The following is a 14,507-nucleotide window of genomic DNA, read 5'->3' on the forward strand; positions in this document are numbered from 1 at the left end:
TCGTCGCTCAATCGTGCAGCGCAGGAGCAATACGTTCTGGCGCTGGTGTGTCTAGGTCTGGGCGCCTCCCCGCGCCGAAGGCAAGCGGAAAGTGTCGCTTCTCCGACGCAATCAGCGACTTCCGCGGCCGGGCAGAACGATGGAAGCCAAGCATGCCCGCTTGATATTTGCAACGAATGAGGTTTGTTGGCGGAATAACGAATTATTGCCTGATTGGCGAATAGCTCGTCCGTTTCATTGCGCCTTGTTACTCAAGAGGAAAACTCGATGACCGTTTCTGCAGACCAAAACGACCAGGCTGATCTCGTATCAATTACCGCCGACATCGTCTCCGCCTACGTTTCGAACAATCCGCTGCCGGTCGCCGAGTTGTCGAAGCTGATCGGAGATACCCATGCCGCTCTGCAAGGGATCGGAACACCTGTGGCTCCAGCCGCAGTCAAGCTGGAGCCGGCGGTGTCGATCAAGAAATCAGTGTCACCTGATTTCATCATCTGCCTGGAAGACGGGAAGAAGTTCAAGTCCCTCAAGAGGCACATCGGAGTCCATTACAATCTGACGCCCGACGCGTACCGCCAGAAATGGAGCCTGCCGTCCGACTATCCGATGGTGGCGCCGAACTATGCGGCCAGCCGCTCGGCTCTTGCGAAATCAATCGGGCTCGGACGCAAGGCGGCAGCGCCCATCCCAGCCGCGGCAGAAAAACCAAAACGGGCTGCTCGTGCGGCAGCAGCGACAACGGCAATCGCAGCCATCAAGTCGCCGCTGAAGAAGGCGCGCAAGGCACCGGCCAAAGCCTAGGCTGCGCCTGGCGGACGTGACCTGAACATGGCGAAGCCCCGCCTTGCGGCGGGGCCTCGTGTTAAGTCGGATCACTCTGCGGTGCGGCGGGACCAGATGAGCGAGAAATCGCCCTCGGTGTCGGTCTCGACCAGGCTTGCATAGATCGGAGCGGGTAAGCTCGGATCGTCGAGCTTGACGGAGTGGTACTCGCGGCCCTCACGCGAGGTCTTCTTCCATGCCGCGCCGAACTCGGTGGCACCGGCGAAGATACGGAAGTCCGGACCTTTTTGGTTGTCACCTTCCGCCGGGGTCAAGGTCACCGCCTTGACGTTGAGGTTGAGGGTCTTGACCGAGCCGGAGAAGCCGTTCGCGGTGCGAGAGAAAGTGCCGATCGTCGCCATTGTGATGGTTCCTTCTGTTTTCTCGGGCCGCGCCTATCGCGGCCTCGATGGTGGTCCTAAGGCCGGGGACGATCGGGCCGCACCCCAAAGTGGCTGAAACGAAGTGAAAGACGGCGGCGCGAGGCTTTCTTGGGCCGCGAGGAATGGACGCAAACCGGGGTCCCCGCCACCGCCTGCGTGGTGGGGTGGTACGGCCAGGGGAAGAAAACGCAGCGCCGTCATTGCGGGAAGACGATCGAGACTGAGCGAAGCGAAGGCGGTCCTTGGTCAGACCCAATCCATTCGAGGACGCTACGGGGTTAGGATGAACAGACAGGAGTGAGCGCGGGACGGCGATACTCACGCTTGCTCATCCGGTCATGAGCGCTTTGCGGGCAATACAGGTAAACTACACCTCAACCATGACCGCCGCCAAGATGGCACAACGCGCCACTTGCTGACGCTGGGCGCCGATGTACCGAACGTCTTGATTTGGCCAAAGGCGGGGCAGCTTGCGGCATCTCCCTAGCGGATAGCAGACATTTAGCCGGCAGCTACCGGACCAATTCTGAGTTCTTGGAGGCGGAGAGCAGCCGATTCAGCCTAATTTTCGTCTAAGGAGACCTCGTATTTGATCCCGCATAAGCGTTCGGGCGCCGAGACGCATGAGCTAAATGGGCTCTCTATTCATTAGCTCGGCACCCAGCTTGGCATCGACGATTTGCCAGGCATCAAATGCCGTCATTCCTGACGCCATAAGAGCGCGGAGCTCATCCCGCATCCGAAGATGATGCTCGGGATATTTGCGAAGTGCATCGGGCAGCTTTACTCCGCCCCGAAATCCGTGCGTTGCTACGCCGTCGTTGGCGTCTATCCATTCGATCGAGGCGTCGGGGATGAACTGGAACCGTGAAGGTAACCGGTTTATCTGTGGGGTTAGACAAAGCCATTGCCCGCGGGCCTCGACAACCGAATGCAAGACAACAATCGGACCGTAGATCCACCAGCCCCAAACATGACGGCTCAGCCGATCCGGGTCATTTGCCGCCTGCGTGGAGCAATTTACATGGCAGTCCTTGGGAACCATGCCGGCCGCCAGGAGATGCTCTTCAGGCGGCCGCGTGACAGTAACTCGCGGCAGGGCGAGAACCTCAGCAAGGGTGTTCGCCTCCCATTCGGTCGGCGGGAAAGCTAATCGCTCGGCCTCCCGCAAGGCTATTCGCCCCAGCTCCTCTTTTCGGAGCGCGCTCTCAGCCGTCGCTTCGTGTTTCATGATCCTCTATCATCCGCTGATTATCAGCTCTCTGGCCGACCGGGAGTTGCTACCGTCCGAGGTGGTGTAGGTCAATTCGATTGGCTGCGAGCTGCCGCCTGTCCGTCATCCAGCGAACGTTCGACTAAAGCCGAGGCAGCCGTCGCGCTGGTTCTGTTTTGAACATCGTGCTGACGGCGAAGCGTATCCCTAGGGAGCGCGTCAGACGATGATCAGGCCTTCCGACGACTGGGCGATATGCCGAGCGCGAGATCGATTGCTCGGAGGCAGGCGCACGCGAGCGCTATCTGCGCCTCCAGGCTCGCGCGGGCCTAACCGACCATTGTAGGTCAAGGGGGCCGGGCGCCATTGCGGTCACTCCGCGGTAATCCGCAACGCGTTCAACGTCTCGGGTGTAATAGTACCTGTGATTTTCAGGTTGTAGTCGGACTGCATTTTTACGAGACCAGCTCTCATCTCCGGGCCCATCTTGCCGTCCAACTCGCCATTGTAGTAGCCGAACGAGAGCATGGCAAACTGGACCTGAAGAACGATTTCCTTGAATTTGTTAGCGTTACCGGGGAGCACTATCAAAGGGGCCGGAGCCGCCGGCGCAGTTGTAGGCGCCTGGTAGGTCGGTGCTTGATAGATCGGTGCCGGCGTCTGATAGACGGGCGCTGGAGGCGGGTAGTAGGTGCCGCCCGCTGATGATCGGTGGCTACTATGGGAGCTATGACTACTGTGGCTGCTATGTGACCTGTGTCCCGCCAGCGTGAACTTGTGGTCGAGCTTGAAAATATCAAACAGCGACTTCGACTTGCCCCCGTCCCCTGCATGAAGCGCAATCGGCATTGCAACGCTCTCAAGGGGCATGAACCCAGCAGCGAGCAAAGAGGGAACCGTGAAAAGCCGCTTTTTCATGCGACACCAAACCTTCCATATCCGTGCGCCTTTGGATGCCATTCGAAGAAACCGCCGCACTCGTTCCGGAGACTGCAATCTGCGCAATCTGAGACGTAGGCTCTTTTCCAGTCCGAGATCGTCGAAGGCGCAAAGGTACGATAGTTGGCCGGAACTGTGCAGAGCGGAAAATTGTAGAGCTTGGTATCGATCCCCCGGCTTATAGCAAAATCCAGTGTCTTGCCGACCACGTCGAAGCCCATGGAACTGTCGTAGAATAACGAGTGCCAATTCTGTCGACCGTACCCGATGTTTTCCAGCTGCATGATTGCCCATTTGTTGACGAACGGCAGTGTGCTCGTCACAAATTTCGCCAGGTCAAATAGCTTGGGAGCATTGGGTTTCATAAGCACTGTGCGCAGTTCAATTTTTGCGCCAGCCTCGCAAAGGAGCGACAGGTTTTTTCTAACCTGCTCGAAGGCACCTGGTTTCGCCACAATGTGGTCGTGGACATCACGATCGCTCGAGTAAACAGGAATGCCCCAAAGGACACGATCCAGATCCAGACGACGAAGCATGACGAGGTCATTGCGATCAAAATGCTGAGCATTGGTTAGCACGTGAAAATCGACGTCGCGGCGGGCGGACATCGTTCTCTCCAGGAAGTCGAATAGCTCCGATTTGAAGAGCGTGGGCTCCCCTCCCGAAATGCCGATCGTCGTGTTTTCTGGCGATAGGAGCACGGCTTTTTCGAAGAATGGAAACATGTCTGTGTGCCGCTCTTTTGGAGGCTGCGAGCACATCACGCAGAGCTGATCGCAACGTTCCGTGATCAAAAGCGTGTTGTGTCGGGAATTCGCTCGGATCAGGCGGTGCGCCGTCCCTCGCCGCGGCACGACAAACATCACATCACCATTCACCTCGCTCGGATCGACGCCAAATACACGGAGCTTGCCCATCGCTCCGGTGAAGTCGGCGCTTTCCGCGCTGGCGCTCTCCAACGCTGCGTCCAGCAAACCCGTGTGACAGCATTCCTCCGAAATTCCTTCGAATGATCTGAGGCGAACGACGTAGGGATCGACGACATTGGTTTCGATTTTGAGACGAAGCGGAATCATTCATGCACTGGGACCATGTGATCCCCCCATGATGGCACACGGGCCCACCTGGCCAGCGATTGCATCGCCGCATCATCGCGGCGGTTGATTACCTCGACGACTTTATCAAAAAGGGAAATGTGCCTCTTGCAGAACCAGGTCTCACTGCGAGCCAGATCGACGCGTCCGTCTCGCGACAGGTCATCGACAACATCTGTTCCGCAGAAAGGTTGATAGACGCAGTGGATGCAGTCGGCGTCGAAATTGTTGATCGACGCATGGTTTAGGAGCTGCACTTTCGTCGAATCGACACCGTCGGCTATCGTGCCAATCGACAGATCGACGTGACCTATGCGCGAGAGCATCCGAGCTTCGTCCGTCGGGTACAACTGCCCATCGTGATCGACGACGATGTAGTCCGAGGCGAAGAAATTTGGATTGCGCAGGTCGACATGATCATCGGCTCCCGATCTGAGAAGCCGACGCAAACACTGGCTGAAATAATATTCTTCGACATATCGGCCGGTGCGGTGATTGCGGTCGATAAGGTAGTCGATGAATTCGGAATGAAGCGCATTCCATTTGGCTATTAAATTTGGATCGCTCTTTCGACGCCGCGCGAAACCTTGGTGGTTTATCGGCCGGAGATAGATCGAACTTATGCCGTGGAGCTCGAAATTGTCGACGAGGTCTGTGAAATCTGGCGGTCGGTCTACGTCTATCGTCGGCAAAGCTGAAATCCTGCCAGGGCCGAGGCGACGCACGGCCTCTGCGAGGTTGCCAAAGAACGTGTCGGTGACCAGAGGATCATGCGTGCGCTGACGCGTGTGGGTCTCGTGATTTCCGTCCAGCGAGGTGCTGACGAATGTGTCCGGTTGGTCAAGAAAGGTCCATTCTCGGTCGCCCAGGCGTTGCAAATTTGTGCAGACAACAAACAGGCTGTTCGGAAACTTTGAGCGGGTGAAGGCGCGGACCTGCTCAAGCAGATCGATCCGAAGCAAGGGTTCTCCACCCTGAAATTCGATTTTGATCTCCGGACCCTTCATCGCGTCGATGAAGCCAAGCACGGCCTTCAATGTTTCATCGCTCCAGTCGAAGCCCAGTGCGGACTCCGGGGCCCGCGAAACTTGGCAATAGCCGCAGGTCAAATTGCAGCGAAGTGTGGGAACCAAGATAAGGTAGGAGAGGTCTTGCTGCTTCGCCTGCCTGCGTGCCCACCGATAGGCAAATGACATCCAGTCGGGATCGCCTTCGCGTTCGAACACATGACCGTTTTCGCGGAGAAAATGGCGATCGACAATCGACAGATCGTCGCCTGTGTACCTCTCCAGAAACTGATGACTTCCCACGAAGAATCCACCGGCATCATCGGTGAACAGCAATTCACCGTTTGGACGCTCTCGAAACTTAAGCGGCCAGACTTTCATTTCGCAGTGACCGCACTGATCAGCGCCTGTCGAAGCGGAAGGGTCTCGACATAAACCTTTTCTCGATAAACCGCGTGCAGAATGCTCTTGCGCACGTCGTCCAGATTTTCGGATGGAAGAGAAGCTATCTCCGCACCTTCAGCCGAGGCTGAAAAGCGAAGCGATGGATACTGCATCTGAACGCGCAGCAATGCGCCTTCCACGAAGCTTCGAAACATCCGCGGAATTTCGATTGTAACCCGTTCTAGATTTCGCTCTGGCACCCCGACGGAAGCCCTCCCACCGGCCTCCACTATACTTCAAGGTTTTCGAGTTCTAACACTAAATCTATCCGAGCCGGGAAGTTCTCCGTTCGATTATTCCGGCAGCCCTCCCTCTGCCGACGACCACAGCGAGGCGCGCGTTGAGAACCCAGCATGACGGCCGCATCAGCGGCCAGAGAAAAAAGGGGCGCACAAAGCGCAGTCGATGAAATTCCCTTGGTCTAAGGAGGATTCATTTCGTCGACGTAGCCAGTTCGTGACCTCGAGACCGGTTAACCGGGTGCCGAAGGAGCGTCAGCATAGCGGCGCCACAGGCGAGACGCGGGACCGCCACCCCCGGCGAGAGGTGCCTTACCGCGACTGATCTGGAGTCGCGTCCCACAGATGGACAGATGGTGTAGCTCGGCGGTAGCGACGCCGCTCGCGAGCACGCCCTCGGAAGGGCTGGAGCGAGCGGCCTTGCGCGTTGATTGCCATTTGGCCGGCTGACACTCACCGGACTTTCGCGCGCTCGTGGAGAGGGTTCCGGATTCCGATCTCCGGCGGATGAAGGCGCCGATCGGTTTCAGAGTTGCTGCCGCACGCTCGTTTTCCGATTTCTAGGTCGAGGGCCGCCGCCGCACAATGCCAGAGGCAAACCGCTTTTCTCACCTGCGCCTGCTGCCATTATCTCGACTGTGTCATCACCGAACAGAAAACGGAGATGGGAACCGCGGATGAACTGTGCTCTGCCACGGGTGAGCACGGTTCCTGAGTCTGTGACCTTAGAGCGAATTGACCACGCTTTGGATACACTGGCGCTTGCTATTCACAAGGCTGGCAAAAAAGGACAAGCGTATCTCCCAATTTACGAGCGTCTTGAAAGCGAAAGGAAGAAACTGATTGCAGAGACGGGCGCAATGCTGCGCGTCCAGGAACGGCTCAAACGATCTCGGGATCGAAAGGCAAAGCAATTTTTTTGAGCTCGTCGCGTCGCCATTGCAGTGATCCGCCCGAACCATACTCTATCCGCTCGATCGTATGGCCCATCAAGATTTTGCGAAGCTCACTATCGAGGCCTGCCTCTTTCATACGATCCTCGAAACTGTGCCGGAGCGAGTAAATCTTGTGCTTCGGTGTTGGGAAAAGTTTGTGTGTTTTGAAAAACTTATTCAGGTTTGCTGAAAGTGCCTCTTCACGATTGCGGTAGCGCGGAAATCCCTGCGGATTTCTCTTAAAGACTTCCAAGGCGACACCTACCAACGGCACATCTCGCACGGACCATTCGGTCTTGATTTCGCGCGGATCATCGGCGTCCTCTCGTGGGGTGATGCGAATGTAGGGGACCGGCGTGTCAAGGAAGATCACGGTCTCGTCGAGATTGCATATCTCGCTTGGCCGTGCGCCTGTCTCGATCAGCGCCAGAACGCATCGGCGCGCTTGAGCATCCAGGGATCCTAGAGCGCCAGGCCTCATGATCTGATCGGATATCCATTTGGGATCGAATGACGGCCGTTTACGACGGCGCTTGCCACGCTCCGAAAAGCGGAGGTCATCAAATGGGGTGCCTTTTTGTTCTTCGCCCAGATGAGCGAAATAGCGCCTGTAGAGATCCCGCATGTTGCCGAGATCTCGATTGCCGGCCGACGCGGAATGTGTTGCGGGTCCGACATCAGGCGGTGGCGCAACGCGCTTGAGCCAAAGTCGGTAGAAGGCCAGTCCATCCTCGCGCGTGATTTCACCGATGGGCTTGTCGCCGACCAGGGCGATAAAGTTGCTGACGGCCCTTTGCTTTACTTTCCTCCACATTCGGCGCTGAGACTGGCTCTTGCCTACAACTTCATGTGCCATGATCTCATCGGCATAGACATCAAAAGCGTCTGAGATTTTGACCGGCGGCACTGGCACACCGCCGAGGAGAGCGTCGGCCACGGCGGGGGCCCCTTGAACGCGCTCCAGCGCCTCGACACGCTTCAAGATCGCATCAACATTCTGAAAGCCTGCCACTTGCCCGTTTGAAAGGTAGGAAACGCCCATGGCTTCAGCTCGGCGAACGGCGTCACGATACTGATCAAGTGCTGATCTTGTCTCGCCGCCGCAAAGAAGCACGGCCCACAGGGTCTTGTCCGCGTCTTCAAGCCTGTCGCGCATTGCACGTGCGAGGCGGCGCTCGTCCGTTCCCAAAGACTTGCGAATGAAGCTGCCGCGATCGTCGATGCCGGCCAGCTTGGCAGGCACTCGCCGATGATAATAGAAAATCCCGTCGCGTTGGATGAGGTAGCGATCCGGGTCCCTGGCGGGCTCTGCGACGGCCTCTTTTCGCATGGGCCAATCTCGCGATGTATCTCATTTTGTATCGCAGAGTGTATCGCATTACAGCAGGAATTCCAAGCATCCCCGAGCAAGGGGGATCTGTCGGAATGATATTTCAATGAGTTAGGAAAGCCAATTCACGAATTTAATGGTGCGGTCGAGAAGACTCGAACTTCCACGGGTTGCCCCACAGCGACCTCAACGCTGCGCGTCTACCAATTCCGCCACGACCGCACGTGGTAGGAGCCGGAACCAACCGGCCCGCGGCGTGTAGCAAATCGTTTCCGGTGAAACAAGTGCGCCGCCAGCAATAATCGGCCGGACATCGGCATAACTGTTCAAGGGCCGAACGTGCCGGAACTGGACGTTTGTACCGATTGCCGCCATATGAGTGGCGAGACGAGATATCATGACAGAACGCAGCCAGATCGCCACGTCGTTCCTGCCCTTGCCCGGCTCGGCGCCGGTCGAATGGCGCATCGAGCCCGGGCTCACCGCCTATCCCGATGCGCTCGTCGTGATGGAGGCGCGCGCCGAGGCAATCCGCAGCGGCGGCGCCGGCGAGATGGTCTGGCTGGTCGAGCACCCGCCGCTCTACACCGCCGGCACCAGCGCCCGCATCGAGGACCTGATCGAGCCGGACCGTTTCCCGGTCTTTGCCGCCGGGCGTGGCGGCGAATACACCTATCATGGGCCGGGCCAGCGCGTCGCCTACGTCATGCTCGACCTGAAGCGGCGGCGCGAGGATGTCCGCGCCTTCGTCGCCGCACTCGAACAATGGATCATCGGCTCGCTGGCCGCCTTCAACGTACGCGGCGAACGCCGCGAGGACCGCGTCGGCGTCTGGGTGGTTCGGCCGGACCGCCCCGCTTTGCCCGACGACTCGGCGGCCGAGGACAAGATCGCCGCCATCGGCATCAGGCTGCGGCGCTGGGTGAGCTTTCACGGCATCGCCATCAATGTCGAGCCGGACCTTAGCCATTTCAGCGGCATCGTGCCGTGCGGCGTCCAGGATCACGGCGTCACCAGCCTTGTCGACCTCGGCCTTCCCGTGACCATGGCCGACCTCGACCTGGCGCTGAAATCCGCTTTCGAGGACGTGTTCGGGCCCGCCGCGGTGTCGCCTGTCGAAGTGTCCCGCAAGGCCGGCTGAAACACTCGCCCAATGCCTGCGCCAATATGCGAAGGCGGCCCTCGCTCATCAGCATCGAGCCGCCCTTGAGTTCAATCCTCACATCGCGCCGATCCAGATTGCCATGGAAATGAGGAACGTGCTCATGCACACCAGCGAGACGACATCCTGAACAAGATCGGTCATAACTCTCTCCTGTTGTTAGTATGTTCGTATTTTGTTCTAATTTTGTTCGAATGTCAACGATCGCAATCCGGGCGTCACCGGAATTGCGCCCGGTCATTTCGACAGGGTTAAGAAAGGGTTGAGAGGGAGATGCCGAGCGTTTCGCGGCCGACAGGCGCGCGAAAGCGGCGGGACGGCGCACGGCAGCTCGCAGGCCGTCATCGCCTCAATTGCAGCGCACCCTAAAGCGGCACGACCTTGCCGTCGGCCAGCGTCACGCGGCGGTCCATGCGCGAGGCGAGCTCGTGATTGTGGGTGGCGATGAGCGCCGCCAGGCCCGATTGCCGGACCAGTGCTGCCAGCGCCTCGAACACATAGGAAGCGGTCACCGGGTCGAGATTGCCGGTCGGCTCGTCGGCCAAAAGCACCAGCGGCGCATTGGCGACGGCACGCGCAATAGCGACCCGCTGCTGCTCGCCGCCGGAGAGCTCGGAGGGGCGATGCTGTGCCCGCTTGCCGATCTGCATATAGTCGAGCAATTGCGCCGCCCGCTCGGCCGCCTCCTTGCGCGGCAGCCCTTTTATCAGCTGCGGCATCATGATGTTTTCCAGCGCAGAAAACTCAGGCAACAAATGATGGAACTGGTAGACGAAGCCGACATCGTTGCGGCGGATCGCCGTGCGTTCGTCGTCGGAAAGCCGGCCGCAGGCGCGCCCCGCCAGGATCACGTCGCCGGCGTCCGGTCGCTCCAGCAGCCCGGCGGTGTGGAGCAGCGTCGACTTGCCGGTGCCCGACGGCGCCACAAGCGCCACCATCTCGCCACGCTTCAGCGAAAAATCGGCGCCGTTCAGGATGGTCAGCTTGCGCGGCCCCTGCACATAGTGCCGCTCGACGCTCTTCAGCTCGATAATGGCCTCGGCCATCATTCGTACCTCAGCGCTTCGACCGGATCGAGCCTGGCTGCGCGCCACGCCGGAAACAGCGTCGCCAGGAACGACAGCGCCAATGCCATGAGAACGACCGAGATCGTCTCGCTGGCATCCATGCGGGCAGGCAACTGGCTGAGGAAATAAAGCTCGGGATTGAACAGCCTCTCGTCGGCCAGCCAGGAGAAGAACTGGCGGATGCGCTCGACGTTGAGGCAGATTACGATGCCGAGCAGCACGCCGGCGATGGTGCCGACAACGCCGATCGCAGCCCCGGTCATCAGGAAGATGCGCAGGATCGCGCCGCGCGTGGCGCCCATGGTGCGCAGGATGGCGATGTCGTGGCCCTTGTCCTTCACCAGCATGATCAGGCCCGAAATGATGTTGAGCGCCGCCACCAGCACGATCAGCGTCAGGATCATGAACATGACGTTGCGCTCGACCTGCAGCGCGTCGAAGAACGTCTTGTTACGCTCCCGCCAATCGACAAGGCTGATCGGCCGCTGCGCCGCCTCTTCGACCTTCGGCTTCAGCGCGTCGATATTGTCGGGATTGTCGGCGTAGATCTCGATCGTCTGCGCCCTTCCGTCCATGTTGAAGTAAAGCTGCGCTTCGGAAAACGGCATGTAGACGATGGAACTGTCATATTCCGACATGCCGACCTCGAAGATCGCGGTTATCGGATAGCCTTTCATGCGCGGCGTCGTGCCGAGCGGCGTGATGTCGCCCTCGGGCGAGATCAGCGTGATGGTATCGCCGAGCACAAGGCCGAGATTTTCGGCCATGCGGCTGCCGATGGCGACGCCTTCGCCGGTGTCGAAGCCGACGATCGAGCCCTCCTTGATGTTGTTGGCGACGATGGTGATCTTGCCGAGATCCTCGCCGCGTATGCCGCGCACCAGCGCGCCGGTGCCGCCGCCGACATTGCCTTGCGCCAGCACCTGCCCGTCGATCAGCGGGATGGCGTATTTGACGCCGGGCACGCCGTTGATGCGGCCAGCGACCTGGGCATAGTCCTCCAGCGGCATGTCGAGCGGCTGCACGATCAGGTGCCCGTTGACGCCTAGGATGCGCGTCAGCAGTTCGGCGCGAAAGCCGTTCATGACTGCCATGACGACGATCAGCGTGGCGACGCCCAGCATGATGCCGAGGAAGGAGATCGAGGCGATCACCGAGATCACCGTCTCCTTGCGACGCGAGCGCAGATAGCGCCACGCCACCAAGCGTTCGAAGCCGGAAAAAGGCCCGGCGCCCGATGGTCTTGCTGCCGCCGCTTCGTTCATGCGGCGGCACCGAAACGCTTTTTCACGTCGCCGATCGGCAGCGTCTCGCGCTCGCCGGTCCTGCGGTTCTTGATCTCGACCTCGCCGGCGGCGACACCACGCGGCCCGACGATCACCTGCCACGGGAGCCCGATCAGGTCGGCGGTGGCGAACTTGCCGCCCGGCCGCTGGTCGGTGTCGTCGTAGAGCACCTCCTTGCCGGCGGCGGCAAAGGCGGCATTCAGCTCGCCGCAGACGCGGTCGCATTCGGCATCGCCAGCCTTCATGTTGATCAGGCCGACATCGAACGGTGCCACCGCCTCCGGCCAGATGATGCCGTTATCGTCATGGCTGGCCTCGATGATCGCCGCGACCAGCCTGGACGGGCCGATGCCGTAGGAACCGCCAGAAACGAAATGATCCTTGCCGTCCGGCCCGGTCACCTTGGCGCCCATCGGCTTGGAATATTTGTCGCCGAAATGGAAGATATGCCCAACCTCGATGCCGCGCGCCGAGACCCGGTCGCGCGCGGGCACCTTCTCCCACGCCGCCTCGTCATGCATCTCGTCGGTGGCGGCATAGGGCGTCGTCCACGTCTTGACGATGCCGCCGATCTCGGCGTCGTTCGAAAAATCAGTGTCTGCCCCCGGCACCTCAAGCGAGAGATAGTCGCGATGGCAGAACACCTGGCTCTCGCCGGTGTCGGCCAGGATGATGAACTCATGGCTGAGGTCGCCGCCGATCGGCCCGGTGTCGGCGCGCATCGGAATGGCCTGCAGCCCCATGCGCGTAAACGTCCTGAGATAGGACACGAACATGCGGTTATAGGCGGCCTTGGCGCCTTCATAATCGAGGTCGAAGGAATAGGCGTCCTTCATCAGGAACTCGCGCGAACGCATGACGCCGAAGCGTGGGCGCACCTCGTCGCGAAACTTCCACTGGATGTGATAGAGATTGAGCGGCAGGTCCTTGTAGGACTTGACATAGGAGCGGAAGATCTCGGTGACCATCTCCTCGTTGGTCGGCCCGTAGAGCATATCGCGGTCTTGCCGGTCCTTGATGCGCAGCATCTCCTTGCCGTAGTCTTCATAGCGGCCGCTTTCGCGCCACAGCTCGGCCGATTGGATGGTCGGCATCAGGATTTCGAGTGCACCGGCGCGATTCTGCTCCTCGCGAATAATCCGGCAGACCTTGTCCAGCACCCGCTTGCCGAGCGGCAGCCAGGAAAAGCTGCCCTGCCCCTGCTGGCGGATCATGCCGGCGCGCAGCATCAGCCGATGCGAGACGATCTCGGCCTCGCGCGGATTTTCTTTGAGGATGGGCAGGAAATAGCGCGACAAACGCATGAACTGGTCCGTGAGAGAGGATGGCGGCGCCGGAATCGGCGCAGCGCAGGCTTGCTTGCCCCGGCTTCATAGCCATTTCATGGCGGAATGGAAACCCGGCCCAGGCGCTGCACAGGCGCCGCAATTGCCGCACACGGCTTGCTGGGCGTTTCGCAAGCAACGCCTGCCGTACTATTGTGCACTGCAGCACGAGATTGCCTGTTTCTGGGCAAAATTCTTCGTGACATTTTCACCCGCCTTAGGCTAGTGTGCCCCCATAACCGAGAGGGTAGAGAAAAATCTGCCCTCCTACGCGGTCAAAGTCTTGGGAGGATGCGATCTAGGCGCGGTAACTCGCTGCCGCCGGACACCGGAAACAGATCGGACGCGTTTAAATTGCAAGGCCTCGCGCCTTGCATTTTTTTTGTGCAATCATCTGGTTAGCACGACAGATTACCAACCTACATGACGTTGCGTCAGCCCAGACCCGCCCCGGCCTTTACTTTGGGTTGACCTTGCTGGCTCAGCTTGATTTCAGAGCCTCGGCTAGGCTGGGATAGTCGGACACGGTAGGTAGCCGGCTAATGCGCTGGGCTCTGGTTGAAATCCGGCACGATGTGCGGGATGTCGTCGATGCCGAGGCCAAGCCCTCTCGTGATGCCGTAGAAGATACCCATGAGGACCAGCGTGGCTATCGTCGTGCGCAGCGCGGCGCGCAGCATGTGCGGTCCGCGCGGTGCACTCGGAACCGTGCCAAGCGTCACGTCCCGATCCTCGTCCTGCGTCCGCATGCTGAACGGCAGGACGGCGAACAACACCACCCACCACGTGGCGAAGAACAGGGCGATAAACGAAACCCAACTCATGCTTGCTCCAGTTCGACCAGCGTGCCGAAGAAATCCTTGGGGTGCAGAAACAATACCGGCTTGCCATGTGCGCCGATCTTCGGATTGCCGTCGCCGAGCACGCGCGCGCCGCTGGCCTTGAGACGGTCGCGCGCCGCAACAATGTCGTCCACCTCATAGCAGACATGGTGCATGCCGCCGGACGGATTCTTCGCGAGGAATGCGGCGATCGGCGAGGCTTCGCCGAGCGGCTCGAGCAACTCGATCCTGGTGTTGCCGACATCGACGAACACCACCGTAACGCCATGCTCCGGCAGCGCCTGCGGCGCGGTCACGCGCGCGCCAAGCGTATCGCGATAGACCGCCGCAGCCGCGGCCAGATCCGGCACCGCAAGCGCGACATGGTTGAGGCGTCCGAGCATAGGGTACTCCCGGGTTAAGGGAGTAGGGGACTAAGG

At 59.7% G+C, this 14,507-nt stretch carries 14 protein-coding genes and 1 tRNA gene; 2 read left to right on the forward strand and 13 right to left on the reverse strand.

Annotated features, from left to right (window positions below; all coding sequences use genetic code 11):
- Positions 1 to 267 precede the first annotated feature (267 nt).
- Entirely contained in the window at positions 268 to 801 is a 534-nt protein-coding gene (locus tag NKH67_RS04355) for a Ros/MucR family transcriptional regulator (RefSeq protein ID WP_352501109.1), read from the forward strand.
- Between the two features lie 71 nt (positions 802 to 872).
- On the opposite strand, the gene NKH67_RS04360 is transcribed toward NKH67_RS04355, so the two are convergent.
- From NKH67_RS04360 to NKH67_RS04395, 8 genes are all read right to left on the reverse strand, one after another.
- The gene (locus NKH67_RS04360) at positions 873 to 1,184 is read right to left on the reverse strand and encodes a DUF736 domain-containing protein (protein ID WP_352500996.1); all 312 of its coding nucleotides are present in this window, start codon (positions 1,182 to 1,184) and stop codon (positions 873 to 875) included.
- A 649-nt stretch (positions 1,185 to 1,833) separates the two neighbouring features.
- A complete protein-coding gene (locus NKH67_RS04365; protein ID WP_352500997.1) occupies positions 1,834 to 2,436 on the reverse strand; it encodes a hypothetical protein in 603 nt (200 codons plus the stop codon).
- A 354-nt stretch (positions 2,437 to 2,790) separates the two neighbouring features.
- Entirely contained in the window at positions 2,791 to 3,336 is a 546-nt protein-coding gene (gene hxsA / locus NKH67_RS04370; protein WP_352500998.1) for a His-Xaa-Ser repeat protein HxsA, read from the reverse strand.
- Positions 3,333 to 4,433 carry a His-Xaa-Ser system radical SAM maturase HxsC gene (hxsC, locus tag NKH67_RS04375; RefSeq protein WP_352500999.1) on the reverse strand — a complete coding sequence of 367 codons (1,101 nt, stop codon included), beginning with the start codon at positions 4,431 to 4,433 and terminating at the stop codon, positions 3,333 to 3,335. Before hxsC ends, hxsA begins: the two co-directional genes overlap by 4 nt.
- Positions 4,430 to 5,839, reverse strand: a complete 1,410-nt coding sequence (gene hxsB / locus NKH67_RS04380; protein WP_352501000.1) for a His-Xaa-Ser system radical SAM maturase HxsB — start codon at positions 5,837 to 5,839, stop codon at positions 4,430 to 4,432. The genes hxsC and hxsB overlap by 4 nt, the downstream gene beginning before the upstream one ends.
- On the reverse strand, positions 5,836 to 6,042 hold the full coding sequence (locus NKH67_RS04385; protein ID WP_352501001.1) for a hypothetical protein: 207 nt from the start codon (positions 6,040 to 6,042) through the stop codon (positions 5,836 to 5,838). The genes hxsB and NKH67_RS04385 overlap by 4 nt, the downstream gene beginning before the upstream one ends.
- A 981-nt stretch (positions 6,043 to 7,023) precedes the next feature.
- On the reverse strand, positions 7,024 to 8,406 hold the full coding sequence (locus NKH67_RS04390; protein WP_352501002.1) for a DUF6538 domain-containing protein: 1,383 nt from the start codon (positions 8,404 to 8,406) through the stop codon (positions 7,024 to 7,026).
- Positions 8,407 to 8,543: 137 nt separating this feature from the next.
- Positions 8,544 to 8,628 (reverse strand) — tRNA-Leu (locus NKH67_RS04395).
- A 175-nt stretch (positions 8,629 to 8,803) separates the two neighbouring features.
- On the opposite strand from NKH67_RS04395, the gene lipB reads away from it, so the two are divergent.
- Positions 8,804 to 9,547: a lipoyl(octanoyl) transferase LipB gene (lipB, locus tag NKH67_RS04400; RefSeq protein ID WP_353030332.1), complete on the forward strand. Its 744-nt coding sequence runs from the start codon at positions 8,804 to 8,806 to the stop codon at positions 9,545 to 9,547.
- A gap of 386 nt (positions 9,548 to 9,933) precedes the next feature.
- Here the strand turns inward: lipB and NKH67_RS04405 are convergent, their stop codons facing one another.
- The 5 genes from NKH67_RS04405 to mce all read right to left on the reverse strand — a co-directional run bounded on the left by NKH67_RS04405 (position 9,934) and on the right by mce (position 14,471).
- Positions 9,934 to 10,617 carry an ABC transporter ATP-binding protein gene (locus NKH67_RS04405; protein ID WP_254818120.1) on the reverse strand — a complete coding sequence of 228 codons (684 nt, stop codon included), beginning with the start codon at positions 10,615 to 10,617 and terminating at the stop codon, positions 9,934 to 9,936.
- Positions 10,614 to 11,900, reverse strand: a complete 1,287-nt coding sequence (locus NKH67_RS04410) for a lipoprotein-releasing ABC transporter permease subunit (RefSeq protein WP_352470243.1) — start codon at positions 11,898 to 11,900, stop codon at positions 10,614 to 10,616. Before NKH67_RS04410 ends, NKH67_RS04405 begins: the two co-directional genes overlap by 4 nt.
- Positions 11,897 to 13,225, reverse strand: coding sequence for a proline--tRNA ligase (gene proS, locus NKH67_RS04415; RefSeq protein WP_352470242.1), 1,329 nt, complete (start codon positions 13,223 to 13,225; stop codon positions 11,897 to 11,899). The genes NKH67_RS04410 and proS overlap by 4 nt, the downstream gene beginning before the upstream one ends.
- Before the next feature lie 560 nt (positions 13,226 to 13,785).
- Positions 13,786 to 14,070: a DUF1467 family protein gene (locus NKH67_RS04420; RefSeq protein ID WP_352470241.1), complete on the reverse strand. Its 285-nt coding sequence runs from the start codon at positions 14,068 to 14,070 to the stop codon at positions 13,786 to 13,788.
- Positions 14,067 to 14,471, reverse strand: a complete 405-nt coding sequence (mce, locus tag NKH67_RS04425; RefSeq protein WP_352450005.1) for a methylmalonyl-CoA epimerase — start codon at positions 14,469 to 14,471, stop codon at positions 14,067 to 14,069. Before mce ends, NKH67_RS04420 begins: the two co-directional genes overlap by 4 nt.
- Between the last annotated feature and the right edge of the window lie 36 nt (positions 14,472 to 14,507).

This window comes from Mesorhizobium sp. M0968 (genome assembly GCF_040319065.1).
In the GTDB taxonomy this organism is placed as follows: domain Bacteria; phylum Pseudomonadota; class Alphaproteobacteria; order Rhizobiales; family Rhizobiaceae; genus Mesorhizobium.

Coding starts and splice junctions, on each gene's coding strand:
- NKH67_RS04355 (WP_352501109.1), top strand. CDS start 268: ATGACCGTTTCTGCAGACCAAAACGACCAGGCTGATCTCGTATCAATT.
- NKH67_RS04360 (WP_352500996.1), bottom strand. CDS start 1,184: ATGGCGACGATCGGCACTTTCTCTCGCACCGCGAACGGCTTCTCCGGC.
- NKH67_RS04365 (WP_352500997.1), bottom strand. CDS start 2,436: ATGAAACACGAAGCGACGGCTGAGAGCGCGCTCCGAAAAGAGGAGCTG.
- hxsA (WP_352500998.1), bottom strand. CDS start 3,336: ATGAAAAAGCGGCTTTTCACGGTTCCCTCTTTGCTCGCTGCTGGGTTC.
- hxsC (WP_352500999.1), bottom strand. CDS start 4,433: ATGATTCCGCTTCGTCTCAAAATCGAAACCAATGTCGTCGATCCCTAC.
- hxsB (WP_352501000.1), bottom strand. CDS start 5,839: ATGAAAGTCTGGCCGCTTAAGTTTCGAGAGCGTCCAAACGGTGAATTG.
- NKH67_RS04390 (WP_352501002.1), bottom strand. CDS start 8,406: ATGCGAAAAGAGGCCGTCGCAGAGCCCGCCAGGGACCCGGATCGCTAC.
- lipB (WP_353030332.1), top strand. CDS start 8,804: ATGACAGAACGCAGCCAGATCGCCACGTCGTTCCTGCCCTTGCCCGGC.
- NKH67_RS04405 (WP_254818120.1), bottom strand. CDS start 10,617: ATGATGGCCGAGGCCATTATCGAGCTGAAGAGCGTCGAGCGGCACTAT.
- NKH67_RS04410 (WP_352470243.1), bottom strand. CDS start 11,900: ATGAACGAAGCGGCGGCAGCAAGACCATCGGGCGCCGGGCCTTTTTCC.
- proS (WP_352470242.1), bottom strand. CDS start 13,225: ATGCGTTTGTCGCGCTATTTCCTGCCCATCCTCAAAGAAAATCCGCGC.
- NKH67_RS04420 (WP_352470241.1), bottom strand. CDS start 14,070: ATGAGTTGGGTTTCGTTTATCGCCCTGTTCTTCGCCACGTGGTGGGTG.
- mce (WP_352450005.1), bottom strand. CDS start 14,471: ATGCTCGGACGCCTCAACCATGTCGCGCTTGCGGTGCCGGATCTGGCC.